The sequence below is a fragment of the Streptomyces sp. NPDC002232 genome (assembly GCF_042890295.1).
GTDB lineage: Bacteria > Actinomycetota > Actinomycetes > Streptomycetales > Streptomycetaceae > Streptomyces.
Genome location: NZ_JBIARV010000003.1, coordinates 1207696 through 1220898 on the forward strand (window position 1 = coordinate 1207696; position 13203 = coordinate 1220898).

Consider the following 13203-nt stretch of genomic DNA (forward strand, 5'->3'; position numbering starts at 1 on the left):
GTCGTTGTGGCCGGTGTACCCGGTGTTAGCGGGCCCCCCCCCCCCCCCCCCCCGGGGGGGGGGCCCCCCCCCCCCCGGGGGGGGGGGCCCACCGCCGTTCTCGCTGCTCTGCGCCGCAGATGGCCGGACCGCGCGAGGTGAATGTCCCGGAACGGGGTAGGCGCCGAGCAGCCGGGCTGGTCGTCGTGGCGTAGCAGCGGAACCTGCTCACCTCCAACGATCGGTGGCCGGCCCGGTGCGGGGCCGGTGCCGCGAGGGACTGGCCCCGCCGGTATTTCAGGTCTGTGGGGGTGCGAGCCACCGTTCGGCGCGGCGTTGATCGTCGGGGTCGGCGCAGCGGCGGGCGCGGAGCGGTTCGGGAAGGCGGGCGATGTCCCGTTTCTGGTCCGGGCGCGACTTCCCACCGGCGAGGTGCCGCACGGATCCGGTGTCGTGCCGGTCAGGGCGGCGAGCAGGCCGGTGATCGGCACTGCGCCGAGCAACTGGCCGGGCACGTCCTCGTGGAAAGGGTGGCCGAAGTGGAGGCCGCTGCCGGATCCGTACCAATGGAGCAGGGCCAGTGTCCGTTCCACCGGGTCGGCCTGGTCTACTCTGTGGCCGCGCCCCGGCCGGCCGACCTCGACACGGGTATCACCTGCGCGTCGGTCCTCAAGCCGATCGGCCGGGCGAACCGCACCAAGACCCTCGTCTTCGACCGAGAGGGTGTTCCCGAGGTCCGAGAGGTGGAGACCGGAGCGGCCGAGGGCGATTACGTGGAGCAGACCCTGTCCGTGATGGGCGGACTGGAATGGGAACGTTGGATGGATCACCTTGCCGCGCGGATCCTGCTCGCCGAGGGGTTCGCCACCGTAGCTCTGTCCTGTATCGGCTCGCCGCTGACGGCGGCGATCTACCACCAGGGCCACCATCGGCGCGGCCAAGGTCCATCTGGAGGCGACTGCCCGCAGCTTGAACGATCGGCTGGACAAGGCAGTGGGCGGGCAGTGACCTCCGTCAACGGCGCCGCCGTCACTCCGTCCTCCACCGAGGCCCCCGGCATCGCGCTGTACACCGGCCTGCTGCGCGGTGTCCTGGGGGGAGGGCCTCGTCCCGCCGGTCCGTCAGATCGCCGTTCTGTGGGACCAGCTCACCGGCGTCGCCCCGCTCCTCCTGGATGGCGAGGGCCGTGTCCGTCTGGACGCCTTCGGGCTCACCGGCGATGTCCAGGCGGCGGTCGCGGAACGCTGGGAGAGCGCCACCAGGAGACCTTCGCCGACTTGGCCGATCTCGACCGGTTCCGTGCCGAGGCCCGACGGCCCCACGGAGTCCGTGAGTCGCCCCAGGGCCCCTGGGGCCCCACGGCTCTCCCCCTCTGAGTTCCCGGCTCTTCCCACGGGCTTCCTCCCCCCGGACAGGTTCGATGCCGTCGCCTCGGACGTAGGGCTGCCGGAAGCCGACGCCCGGCATGTGTGCCGGGCGCTGCGGGCCGACGGGTTCCTGGCTCCCGTGGCCCTCCTCGCCGCGCACGTCGGGATCGCAGTGTCCACGGCTGCCGGCAGGGCCGACGTCAGTGCTCGGAAAAGTTCGAAACCTCTTTCTTCTGAGGCATCCGCGCGGGAAGATGATCTTCACGCGACAGAAGGGTTGACCTCAGCATGAAGCGCAGTTTGACGCGGGTCGTCATCAGTACGGCCGCAGCGTTCGGTATAGCGGCCGGAAGTCTCGCCCTCGCCACTCCCGGCATGGCCGCCGCACCAGCCGCTCCACAGAAGGCGGTTGTCTCCGCGTCCGCGGTCAACAACCTCGGACTCACCCAGAACCAGGCCAAGGGCGTCCAGTGCTTCCTGGACGGCTCGATCTACGGCAACTTCGTGATCGACGGGTATCTCGGCACGGAGAGCTGGAAGGGGATCCAGCGCTGGCTCAACAACGAATGGGGCCAGAACCTCTCCGTCGACGGCGAGGTCGGTCCGCAGACGATCAAGGGTCTCCAGTACTTCCTCAAGAACGGTAACTGGGGCTACACCGGTGCCCTGGACGGCGTTGCGGGTCCGGGCACGCAGGCGGCGTTCGCCAGGTTCGGTACCTCTACCTACGGCCAGTTCTGCTAGCCCAGCCTCGAATCTTTCGAAACGGCCCGCCGGTTCCCGGCGGGCCGTTTCCTGCCTGCTGTCTTCTGGAGGTCGTGGGAGAGTGCTGCAGACTTCATGGGTTCCCTTTCTGGGTCGGTAGCGGCTGTCCCCCCCCGAGGGGCCTGATTCCCGCCGTCGAAGATCCAACACGCCTACCAACGATCGCGGGGCATCCAGGTGACATGCCGGGGGCGGGCCGGCGCCCGCCGGCAGCTCGTGCCGGTGCGTCCGTCAGCCCCGCGGTGGCATCCCCTCCATCCGCTCCCGACTCGACGCTGAACGCGCCGGGTGACGCCACCGCGCGGCCATGAGGGCGTGCCATCAGCAGGCGAGGATGCCACCCGCCACAGCCCTGCAGTGGGGGTTGGTGCTGGGGCGGCGCATTCCGGTGGCCTTCATGCGGTGTTCCGAGCGGGGTTGGGCGCACCCCCGACCGTCCCCAACAAGCCCACATTGCAGGCTCGACCCCGCCGGGTGTGGTTAGGGGTGTTTCGGTGTGAGGTTGTGTTCGATGATTTGGATGAGTCGGGTGTTGGTGTGGTCGGTGTCGGGCCGGGTGTGGGGGGTGTGGGTGGCTTTTTCGAGGCGGAGGTGGGCGGTGCGGCCGTGGTGGGTCAGGGTCATGAGTTGGTTGCCGAACCAGGGGCCGCCGGTGCGTTTCCAGGTGATGGTGGGGCGGGTGACGTGGCCGTGGCGGGCCAGGAGGTGCCCGATGGCTTTGGCGGGGCGGCTCCAGCCGGCCCGGAAGCCGATCCGCATCACCGGTGGTACCGAGTTGTGTAGTGGGGAGCAGGTGAACTGGTGGATGCGGGAGCGTGGTTGCTGTCCTTCGGGCCACATCGGTTGGGCGATGTAGGCGTGGTGGACGTCGCCGGACAGGACGCTGATGGTGGCGGGTGGGGTGTCCTGGGAGCCGATTTCGGCGAGGGTGTCGGCCAGGCGGTGCCAGGAGGTGGTGAACGCGGCCCAGTGTTCCAGGTCGGCGCGGCGGCGTAGCCATTCTCCGAATCTGGCCCAGCGTGGGCCGCGTTCGCCCCGGCACAGGGCCGCGTGCCAGCTTTCGGTGAAGTGGACCATCGGGGGCAGCAGCCAGGGCAGGGACGTTCCCACGAGGAGGTGGTCGATGCGGTCGGGGGTGTCGAGGGCCCGTTCGCGTAGCCAGGCTTCTTCCTGGGTGTCCAGCATGGCCCGGTGTTGTTCGTCCAGGACTCGGGCGGCGCGGGTGTCGACCATCAGCAGCCGGGTGCGTCCGAAGTCGCGGTGGTAGCTCCAGCGTACGGACATCGGGTCGGTGTCGGCGCGTTCGGCGAACGCGCGCAGGATCCCGGTGGCGTCGTCGGCGGCCAGGACCGCGGCGTACAGCTCGTCGTCGGCGAGTTCGTCGGGGGAGAGGTTTCCGATGTGCTGGTAGACCCAGTACGACATCAGTGCGCCGGTGATCCGTTCGTGCCACCACGGGGTGGCCCGCATGTCGGCGACCCAGGCGTCGCTGGTGTTCCAGTCGTCGATGACGTCGTGGTCGTCGAAGATCATGCAGGTCGGCACGGTCGAGAGCAGCCAGCGTAGTTCGGGGTCGCCCCAGGATTCGTCGTAGAGGTGGGTGTACTCCTCGTAGTCGGCGACCTGGTCGGGCGGTGCGCCGGTGCCGGTCCCGGCCTCGCGTCGGTGGCGGGTGATCCATCGTTGGGTGTCGGTGGAGGTCTCGTCGGCGTAGACCTGGTCGCCCAGCAGGAGCAGGACGTCGGGGCGGTCGTGGTGGGGGTCGGCGGCGAGCCGGGCGGCGAGGGTGTCCAGGACGTCGGGGCCGACCGGGTCGGACCCGCCCTCGGGGGGCGCCGCCCACCGGCAGGATCCGAAGGCGATGACCGCTGTGTCGGCTGCGACGGGCGGTGTGTTCAGGGTGCTGGGCGGCAGAGGCGAGTCCGGCGGGGGCCAGACGGCCGTGCCGTCGAGGACGACCTGGTAGGGGGCGGCGGAGGCGGGGGTCAGGCCGGTGACGACGACCAGCGCGTAGTGGTGGCCGGCGACGAGGAAGGTAGGGGCGCTGCCCGCGCCGCCGCCTTCGCACCGGACCTCGACCGTGCACGCCCGGTCCGTCTCCACCCACACGGTCGCCCTGGTGCCGGTCTCCCAGTCGACGTACCGCACCAGCGGCCCCAGCCTCAGACCCGCCATCGCACGTCCCCTTCCGCTTTCCGTACGGGCGGCCAAACCCCGCCCGCGCTGGTCCTGTGCACTGACCAGGACCTCCTTGTTCCGTACGGGCGGGGGAGCCCGCCCGCCGTGGTCCTGTCCACGGCCCAGGACCTCCTTGTTCCGTACGGGCGGGGGAACCCGCCCGCCGTGGTCCTGTCCACGGCCCAGGACCTCCTTGTTCCGCCCTCCGCATGGGTGACGGAACGCCCGCCGTGGTCCCGCGGACGGCCCAGGACCTCCTTGTTCCGTACGGGCGGCCCAACCCCGCCCGCCGTGGTCCTGCCCACGGCCCAGGACTCTCTTCGTACGGTCCAGGGCTCCCTTCGTGCGGCGCAGGGCTCCCTTCGTGCGGCGCGGGATCTTCTTCGTACGGTACTCACGATGCCTCCGGTGAGGCCCGCGTACGGCTCCTGCCCGTGATCGCGGCCGGTATGACGCGGACGCGGCGGGGTAACGGAAGGCCCATGGCACCCGATGACGCACCCGCCGCCGCGAGCGGCTACGTACAGCCCGAGATCGACGTCGAGGACCTGGCGCGGCTCCTGGAGGGGGAGTACGCCAAGGTCCGCGACCTCGTGCGGAGCAATCTGGTGGCCCACGCCTGCGTTCTGGAGGACGCCGAGCGGCTGGACCGGGACGCGTTTCGTGAACGGGTGCGGGACATCGCCGTCGAGATGGCCGGGACCGGGCAGACCGGGATGGGTTTCCCCGCGGCCTACGGCGGCGGCGACGACATCGGCGCCTCGGTCGCGGCCTTCGAGACCCTGGCCTTCGGTGATCTGTCGGTGCTGATCAAGGTGGGGGTGCAGTTCGGCCTGTTCGGCGGCGCCATTCTCCAGCTGGGTACCGCCCGGCACCACGACGCCTATCTGGCGGACCTGGTGGCCGGCCGGCTCCTTGGCTGTTTCGCGATGACCGAGTCCGCGCACGGCTCGAACGTGCAGGCGCTGGGCACCGTCGCCCGCTACGACGCCGAGGCCGGCGAGTTCGTCGTCACCACCGAGGGCGACGCGGCCCGCAAGGACTACATCGGAAACGCCGCCCGCCATGCCGAGCTCGCGGTCGTCTTCGCGCAGCTGGAGGTCGGCGGCCAGGCACGCGGGGTGCACGCGCTGGTGGTGCCGCTGCGCTCCGGCGGGCAGGTCGTGGAGGGTGTCGAGATCGAGGACGACGGCCTGAAGATGGGCCTCAACGGCGTCGACAACGGCCGCATCCGCTTCCACGGCGTCCGTGTCCCGCGTGAGGCGCTCCTGAACCGTTTCGCCGACGTCACCCCCGACGGGACGTACGTCAGCTCCATCGACAACCCCAACCGGCGCTTCTTCACGATGCTCGGCACCCTCGTCCAGGGGCGGGTGTGCATCGGCGGCGCCGGCGTGAACATCGCGAAGGTCGCCCTCACCCTCGCCGTCCGCTACGCGACGCGCAGGCGCCAGTTCGAGGCGTCGCCCGGCGGCCGGGAGCAGCTGCTGCTGGACTACGGACTGCACCAGCGCCGTCTGCTGCCGCTGCTCGCGCGCACCTACGCGCTGCACTTCGCGCAGGACACCGTCCGCGGGCAGCTCCACGACGTCTTCTCCGGCCGCGACGACTCCCCGGACGCGCGCCGGCGCCTGGAGGCACGGGCCGCCGGGATGAAGGCGCTGGGGACCTGGCACGCCACACGGACCGTGCAGGAGGGCCGCGAGGCGTGCGGCGGCGCGGGCTACCTGGCGGTGAACCGGTTCGCCGCCCTCAAGGCCGACAGCGACGTCTTCACCACCTTCGAGGGCGACAACCACGTCCTGCTCCAGCTGGTCGCCAAGGGCCTGCTCACCGACCACGCCAGCGAGTTCGAGGACCTGGACCAGCTCGGCGTCGTCCGCTACGTCACCGGGCTCGCGGTGGAGACCGTGATCGAGAAGACCTCCGCCCACAAACTCCTGGAGCGGGTCCGTGACCTGCTCCCCGGCGGCGAGGAGTGGGACCAGGAGGCCGGACTGCGGGACCCGGAGTACCAGCTGGCCATGCTGCGCTTCCGCGAGGAGCACATGCTCGCCGGGCTCGCCCGCCGGCTCAAGGCGGGCGTCGACCGGGGGCGCGATCCCGGCGAGGTGTTCTCCTCGGTGCAGGACCATGTGATCGCGCTCGCCCACGCGCACGTCGAGCGCCTGGTCCTCGAGTCGTTCGTCGACGCGTACAAGGACCGGCCCGAGGGCGGGAACAAGGTCGCGCTGGGCCTGCTGTGCGACCTGTACGCGCTGTCGACGATCGAGGCGGACCGGGCGTGGTTCATGGAGCACGGCCGGCTCACCGTGCAGCGGTCGAAGGCGATCAGCCGCGAGGTGGGGGACCTGTGCCGCAAGGTCCGACCGCTCGCCGTCGACCTGGTCGACGCCTGGGGCGTCCCGCCCGAGATGCTGCGCTCCCCGGACCTGCTGGGCTGACGGGACGGACCGGACCCCGGCCGGACGGAGGCAGCGGAGCCCAGAGCCCCACCACCGAACCAGCCCCCCGCGTCCCTACGCTTCCCGGCCCGGCTCCCTGCGCCCTTACGCTTCCCGGCCCGCCCCCGTGCCGCCGGACGGGGGCGCGGTTCCAGGAGATCCGGGACCAGGGCAGGGCGAGCCAGCCCGTTCCGGCCCCGTGTCTCCCGCGGGGCCGGACCGGAGAGCCGAGCGCCCTCGCGGAGGCGGGCTTGGACCCGCGTCGCCGCAGCGGCGCCCCGGTGCCCGCCGGCAGCGGCGCCCGGTGTCCGCCGCGATGAACAGGACGGTCCGCTCGGAGCCGCCGGCGCGACCGAGCCGCGCAGCGAAGTAGACGGCACCGGCCGAGAGCCCGGGGAAGCCGGCGTACCGCCGCAACAGCTCGACGCTGCCGGACAGAGCCGCGTCGAAAGCGATCCAGCGCACCAAGTCGTACAGCTCGTGGGAGACGTTCCCGAAGGGAACGGATCTGCCGATGCCTGCGATGACGATCTCGGGGTCGGAGACGTGCTCGGACCCGAACGTGTCAGACCCGGACGTGACGCCTCCGTACGATGGCACACCCACGAGCCGGACACCGGCAGACCACCGTCCCCGCCCGCACGCAGGCAGCGGGCGAAGGGTGCCGGGTCCAGGCCCCCCGGAACCGACGCCGCCGACGACAGCGAGCCGGTCGACGCCCGAGGTGGCCCTGCGGATGCGGCCGTCCACCGCCCGGTACCCCAGGCGGTGGACGGCCTCGTGGAACTGCCGCATCCGCCGGTACCCGGGATGCTCGCGGATCCGGGCGACCCGCCGCTTGAGGTCGCGGCTGGGCTCCATCGACGCAGTCACCCGCCGTCGATCGTGATGTCCTCCGCATGGCTGCGGGGCACGGGCGTGTCGCCGTCGCGTTCGATCCACTGCGCGAGGGCGGTGAGGCCCCCCGCTGGAGCGCCCGCTGTGCCTTGCCCGGGCTCTTCGCGCGGCCGGCCGTGGGGGTGGGCGACCGCGCTGAATGAGGAGACGACAGGTGTTCCCTGATCAGCGAAATCGGTCTCAGGCACGGGACCGAGCTGGTCTGGCTCGAAGACGTCTTTCACCTCGGCTACGTCCGCCAGAGCCTCGGCCGACTGCCGACTGCCGACTGCCGACTGCCGACTGCCGACTGCCGACTGCCGACTCGTTCAGGCGAGCCGGCGTACCGCCGCGATGGCCGCATGGTCGGCTGCGCCGTCCTCGGGGCCGATGCCACATCCTCCCGCCTCCGGCGCCTTCCCTCGCCGCGTCTTCTGGCTCCTCCCGCACGATCGTGACGAGGAACCCGACGGCCTCTACGCCGGCTCAGTCCCGGCCGGGGCGGTCGACCCCGAAACCTTCCAGCCCACCGTCAGGGGCCGCAGGACCGAACGCGGCGAAGGCGGCGAAGGCGGCGAAGGCGGCTCTTCCGTCCCCGGCGATGCGGGGAACTCGGCATGGGCCTCCCGCTCCGCCTATCGGTCTCAGCGTCCGAAGCGACGGAGCTTCGGACAGAGACGAACGCTTCTTCTCTGTCCCAGGTCCCGCCTGCGCACCCCACCCGCCGCGCAGGCATCCCTCACGCACCCAGCTCTCATGCTTGGTAGACGAGTTCCGGGTACGGGTAACGGGTGACGTTCCGGTGTGGCCGGGAACGCGAACGGGCCGGCGGGCCTTTCGGGCACCCCGTTCGCGGTGCTCGGGCATCCGTGACGAACACCCGCTGCGGCGCGGTCCCGACGGCATCTGGCACACCTGGTGAGCGGCGCCGCACTCCAGCTCAGGCGTCGACGGCAAGCCCGCTCGTCCGACCACAGCCGCCGAGCGGAACCCGCGGGACGAACGCACCGGAGCCCACCGTGCCTGACGCGGTGGAGGCCGGCGCCGCTCCCGGGCACCGGATCGCCGCGCCAGGGGGTTGGCGCCGCTCCCGGGCGCCCGGGAGCGGCGCCAACCCCCTGGTCGACGGAGCTTCCCCCGCCGACTCCCTGGCCGACGGGGGAGGCTCCGCCGCAGGTCTCCAGGCCCATAACCCTTGCGGGGGAATCACGGAGGGGCGGGGGGCCGCCGGCGGGTACGGCTCGAGGGGCGGGGCACACGGACCTCATGCACGGACGCCACGCACGCCTCAGGAGCACTCCGTCCATCCCGACCACGGCCGCCCCCTCGGCATCCGGTCCGTCCCGCGCCAGGCATGCCCGCCATGACGGGCTCGCCGTCCGGTTGCGGCGCCGCATCCGCGCCTACACGGCCGTCGAGTTCCTCTCCACCCACATTCCCGGCACCACGGGACCCGGCGGGGAATGCCTTTTCCTTGTGCACGAGCGCCAGGTCGTCGGCCAAGTGCGCTACCGGTTCTGCCCCGCCTGCACGCGCGGCGTCATCACCGCCATTACCATCAGCGATCCGTTCCACGACACGGGCCTGGGCACCCGAGCACTGTCCCACCTTCGTGCACGCCACCCGGGAACCACCTGGCACAGCACCGCACGCACCGAGGCCGAGGACGACCTGCTCCTGCGCATGCGCATCCCCGCCCTCACCTCCCCGCCCTCCTGCCCCCACACCCCGGCCCCGGCGTGAGCCGGCAACACCCGACGAGCTCCTCGACGCCGGGCCGCTCGTCGTGCCGCGGGCGGCCGAGCAGATGCAAGCGGTCGTCGCCGGCATGGAAGCGATCGTCGCCGGCTACGGGCCGATCGCCGCCCGCTGCACCAAGGGGCGGCGCCGTTGCCCTGCCCCGGATCGCCGGAGCCCTCGGCACGACGGAGAAGGCGGCCGGATCCCGTCTGACGCACTGCACGTGCCTGGGCGGCCGGACGGCAGTGAACGGCGCGGTCCCGGCCGGTGCGTGCGCTCTATGATCGCGGCGGTCATCGACACGGGGGCAGGGGTATGGACGGCTGGCGTTCGAGGCGTAGTTGGTCGCTCGATGAGAGGAACTGGTCGCGGAGGTGGTGGATTCCTCTGGTCGTTCTCGTCCTGGCGGCCGCGACCTGGGGCCTGTTGGGCCTGGTCGAGGGCGGGTGCGAGCGTGGGCCCAGGGGCGGGTGCGTGGCCGCAGACGGCTACGCGTTGCGCAGTTGGGTGTTGTTCCTTGCTTCGATGCCCACGCTGTTTGTTGTCGGCACCGGCCTGAGCGCTGATCGATGGCCGCCTGCCCTCGGCGTTGCCGCGGGTGGCACGGCCTGCGGGCTCTACACGCTCGCCCAGGGCCGCACGATTCCCCACCTGCTGATGGCGGTCGTCCTCTTCGCCCTGGCCATCGCGGCACCGGCACTGGCGTGGCGACGCCGACGAGCACCGCGTGCGGCTTGAAAGCGGGCCATGCCGGCCGGCACCGGCAGTGCTGAAGCCACAGGATCTCGTTCGGCGGAAGCGCCGCACGAAGAGCAGAACCGGCCCCCCGGTCACCCGGTCACCCGGCCCCCCGGTCACCCGGCCCCCCGGTCACCCGGGCACCCGGCCGCTTGGCCTCCGGCCACCCGGCCGCGCTGAGCGTCCGGTCCAGCGACAGATGGGGAGCGTTCTGCGAGGCCTCGGCGCACTCGACGGCGCGGACCACGGCTTGTTCCCGGCCGCGCCGGCGCCCGAGTCGGTGCGGACCCCGTCGGAGGGCCAGGGCGCGAGGACCCGCTCCACGGCCGTGGGGTGGGGTGGGGGAGTAGCCCGGTGGGGACGTCGCCCGTACGCCACGCCGTCGACCAGCCGCAGGTGATCCTGAGGGGCCGTAGCTGCTCCACCGGCTCGGCGCGGCCCTCTTCATGCGAGGCCGAGCCGGCAACGAGAGTGCGGATGGTGAGCGGGGTTCGAGCCGGCGCCGTGCGTACGGGTGCCCGGGCTGTCGGGGCGCTGCCCGGCGTTCTTCTCGGCCCCTGGTCCGGCCGGGCGAGCGCCGTGGTCCGGCCGGGCGAGCGCCGTGTTCCGGTCGGGCGCGCGCCGTGGTGCGGTCCGACGCGCTGGACATCCTCTGCCGGCACGAGCCGTTCCCGCCGGGCAGGTCGGGTCCACGATCGATATCGCGGTTCAGCCGCCGGCGGGCGAGGGGGGCCCGCGGCAGCTGGGCCGGATCCGGCACCTCCACGAGACGCTGCTGCCCCGAGGCGACGTGGCTCGGTTCGTTCCCGCGTACCGGCCGGAATGCCGAGCGGTGGCCCAGACCCAGTGTGTGACGCCGACCGCCCGAAGCCGGGACACCCGCCCGCGCGCCCCCGCGGCATTGCCTGCAGCCGGAGACCAGGCCCGTCTCGCTTCCCGCTCGGGAGGATCGCGGCGGGGGAGAGGGGCCTGGGTCTTCGGGGCGTGGCTGCCCGCGTGTGGTCGAGGCGGGCGGTGGCCGAGTCCTCGTTCGGTGGGTTCGCGGGCCGCTCGCTGTCTGCCAGTGGGGTGGTGACCGGCGATTCTCGTGGTGTCTTCGTTGCATTGTCCGGCCGGTGACATCTGATGAGACCCGCACCAACCGGTATGACAATCATCTCAACTCGAAGGAGTTTCCTGTGGCTCTGTCCTGCCCTCTGCGTCTGGCTGGTATCCGGGTCGGTACCACCGCGGCCGCGGCCGCCGCCCTCGCCGGCGTCGCCCTGATCGGCGCTCCGGCCGCCCAGGCCGCTCCCGGAGACAGCGGTGACCTCAACGTCCGCTCCGCCGGCTGGCATTCGCGTGGCCAGAACGGCGTCGAGGTCTGCGCCTTCACGCTGGTGGCGAGCAACTTCGAGTCCTTCCCGGCGGTCCCCTGGACGATCACCGAGCAGCCGCCGACCGTTCCGCCGGGAGACACTCTGGTCAGCACGCTGCCGCTGGTCAACGGCGCGGCGCGCAGCGAGCGGTACCTCCTGCCGGAAGGCACCTACCAGCTGGTGTGGACGGTCCCGTCCGGCCCCAAGAACAGGACCTTCAAGATCGACTGTGACGGCCGTGCCGCGGGCCAGGGCGCGAACCGTCCGGACCGCCCCAACAGCCGCCCCGCCGCGGAGATCAACGACGAGTCGAACTACAAGCAGCCCTCCGGCTCCGTCCCCGCCGGAGGCGGTGGCGTCCCGGACCTGCAGACGCTCAGCGCCGAGAGCGACTCCACCTTCGGCACGGGAACCGCCCTGACCGCCGGGGCGCTCGGCATCGCCGCGCTGGTCGTGGTCCGCCGGGCCGCGGTGCGCCGTGCTCGCAATGAGGCCTAGGCAGCAGCATCCCTCACGACGGCGGCGGCGGGGACCCACCCGGGCGGTCCGGCTCACCATGACCCTGTCGGTGACCTTCGCGTCACTGACGGGCATGGTGTCGGCCTGCTCCTCGGACGAGGAACCCGGCCCGCCCGCCGCCGTCGGGGCCGTCCGCGCGGACGACGCCGCGGGCGGCGGTCTCCCGCCCGCCGCCCTGCCGGCCACACATGCGCCGCTGGCGCGCTCGCGGCCGGTGAAGGTCTCCATCCCCGCTCTCTTCGTCGAGGCCCCCCTCATCCCCCTGCGCCTCGACAGCCGAGGACGACTCGGCGCCCCGCCCCTGGACAAGCCGATGACGGCGGGCTGGCACGAAGCCGGCCCGTCCCCCGGGGAGAAGGGCACGGCTGTTCTCGTCGGCCACCGCGACACGCTCACCGGACCCGCGGTCTTCCTCAGTCTCAAAGCACTGCGTCGCGGCGACACCGTGAAGGTCACTCGCGCCGACCGCACCGCCGCCGTCTTCACCGTGGACGACGTCACCACCTACGCCAAGAACACGTTCCCCGACCGCAAGGTCTACGGCTCCACCGGCCGTGCCGAGCTCAGACTCATCACCTGCGGCGGCCGGTTCGACAAGAAGCACGGCTACGACGCCAACGTCATCGCCTTCGCCCACCTGAGCGCACTGCACCGACCGAAGGCATGACCCGGCAGCCTGACCGGCCACACGCGGCCTCGTACGGCGAACGGGCCCGAGCCGAGGGAGCACGGCGTCCTGCCGCCAGGGCCAGGAGCCCCGTTCACGGGCTGTGCGAACTGCCCGACGCGTGCCGCACGATCCGCCGAGTGCGAGAAGCCGGCAGACACGGAAGGCGAGGCGGTCACGGCGGTCACCGCAGCGCAGAGGGAAGCCACGGCCACGAACATGCCGACTCCCGGTCACCACGCCCGCCCAGCCGGGTGCCGCCCGGCAATTCCCGGCCAAGCGGCGCCATGGCCGGCGTGATAACGAAGACGACCCGCCGGCGAGAAGCCCGCGCAAGAGAAGCAGACGCGCGCCTCGCACCCGATCGCCACCCACCCCGTCGGCCTCGGCATCCTCCGTGAAAAGCGGTTCGCCCCACGGTCTCCACTCAAGGCCGAGCGGCCCCTCCTCGGCCTACGCCGTCAGGCTCCCCCGCTGGTCAAACCGCTGAAGCGCGTCCTCCCGTCGACGCGGCCACGCAGGGGCTGCCCAGTGGACGGCGTGGGTCATCGGTACAGGTGACGACACGGGGC

8 protein-coding genes and 1 pseudogene are annotated in these 13203 nt (G+C 72.1%); 8 read left to right on the plus strand and 1 reads right to left on the minus strand.

The window, feature by feature from the left end:
* Positions 1 to 545 precede the first annotated feature (545 nt).
* Positions 546 to 1355 (plus strand): hypothetical protein, encoded by an 810-nt coding sequence (locus ACFYXU_RS17840; RefSeq protein ID WP_389458403.1) that lies wholly within the window; start codon positions 546 to 548, stop codon positions 1353 to 1355.
* 279 nt (positions 1356 to 1634) lie between these two features.
* Positions 1635 to 2090 carry a peptidoglycan-binding protein gene (locus tag ACFYXU_RS17845; RefSeq protein WP_389458405.1) on the plus strand — a complete coding sequence of 152 codons (456 nt, stop codon included), beginning with the start codon at positions 1635 to 1637 and terminating at the stop codon, positions 2088 to 2090.
* Positions 2091 to 2591: 501 nt separating this feature from the next.
* Here ACFYXU_RS17845 and ACFYXU_RS17850 read toward each other — a convergent pair.
* Positions 2592 to 4286, minus strand: coding sequence for an alkaline phosphatase D family protein (locus ACFYXU_RS17850; RefSeq protein WP_389458407.1), 1695 nt, complete (start codon positions 4284 to 4286; stop codon positions 2592 to 2594).
* A 485-nt stretch (positions 4287 to 4771) separates the two neighbouring features.
* On the opposite strand from ACFYXU_RS17850, the gene ACFYXU_RS17855 reads away from it, so the two are divergent.
* The 6 genes and pseudogenes from ACFYXU_RS17855 to ACFYXU_RS17880 all read left to right on the plus strand — a co-directional run bounded on the left by ACFYXU_RS17855 (position 4772) and on the right by ACFYXU_RS17880 (position 12631).
* Positions 4772 to 6733 carry an acyl-CoA dehydrogenase gene (locus ACFYXU_RS17855; RefSeq protein ID WP_389458409.1) on the plus strand — a complete coding sequence of 654 codons (1962 nt, stop codon included), beginning with the start codon at positions 4772 to 4774 and terminating at the stop codon, positions 6731 to 6733.
* Between the two features lie 1058 nt (positions 6734 to 7791).
* A pseudogene (locus ACFYXU_RS17860) lies at positions 7792 to 8176 on the plus strand (DUF6009 family protein); the annotation flags it as partial.
* A gap of 699 nt (positions 8177 to 8875) precedes the next feature.
* Positions 8876 to 9352, plus strand: coding sequence for a hypothetical protein (locus ACFYXU_RS17865; protein WP_361405936.1), 477 nt, complete (start codon positions 8876 to 8878; stop codon positions 9350 to 9352).
* Between the two features lie 471 nt (positions 9353 to 9823).
* Positions 9824 to 10087, plus strand: a complete 264-nt coding sequence (locus ACFYXU_RS17870; RefSeq protein ID WP_389458412.1) for a hypothetical protein — start codon at positions 9824 to 9826, stop codon at positions 10085 to 10087.
* Positions 10088 to 11265: 1178 nt separating this feature from the next.
* Positions 11266 to 11943: a hypothetical protein gene (locus tag ACFYXU_RS17875; protein ID WP_329849711.1), complete on the plus strand. Its 678-nt coding sequence runs from the start codon at positions 11266 to 11268 to the stop codon at positions 11941 to 11943.
* A 58-nt stretch (positions 11944 to 12001) separates the two neighbouring features.
* Positions 12002 to 12631: a class F sortase gene (locus ACFYXU_RS17880; protein ID WP_389458415.1), complete on the plus strand. Its 630-nt coding sequence runs from the start codon at positions 12002 to 12004 to the stop codon at positions 12629 to 12631.
* Positions 12632 to 13203 lie beyond the last annotated feature (572 nt).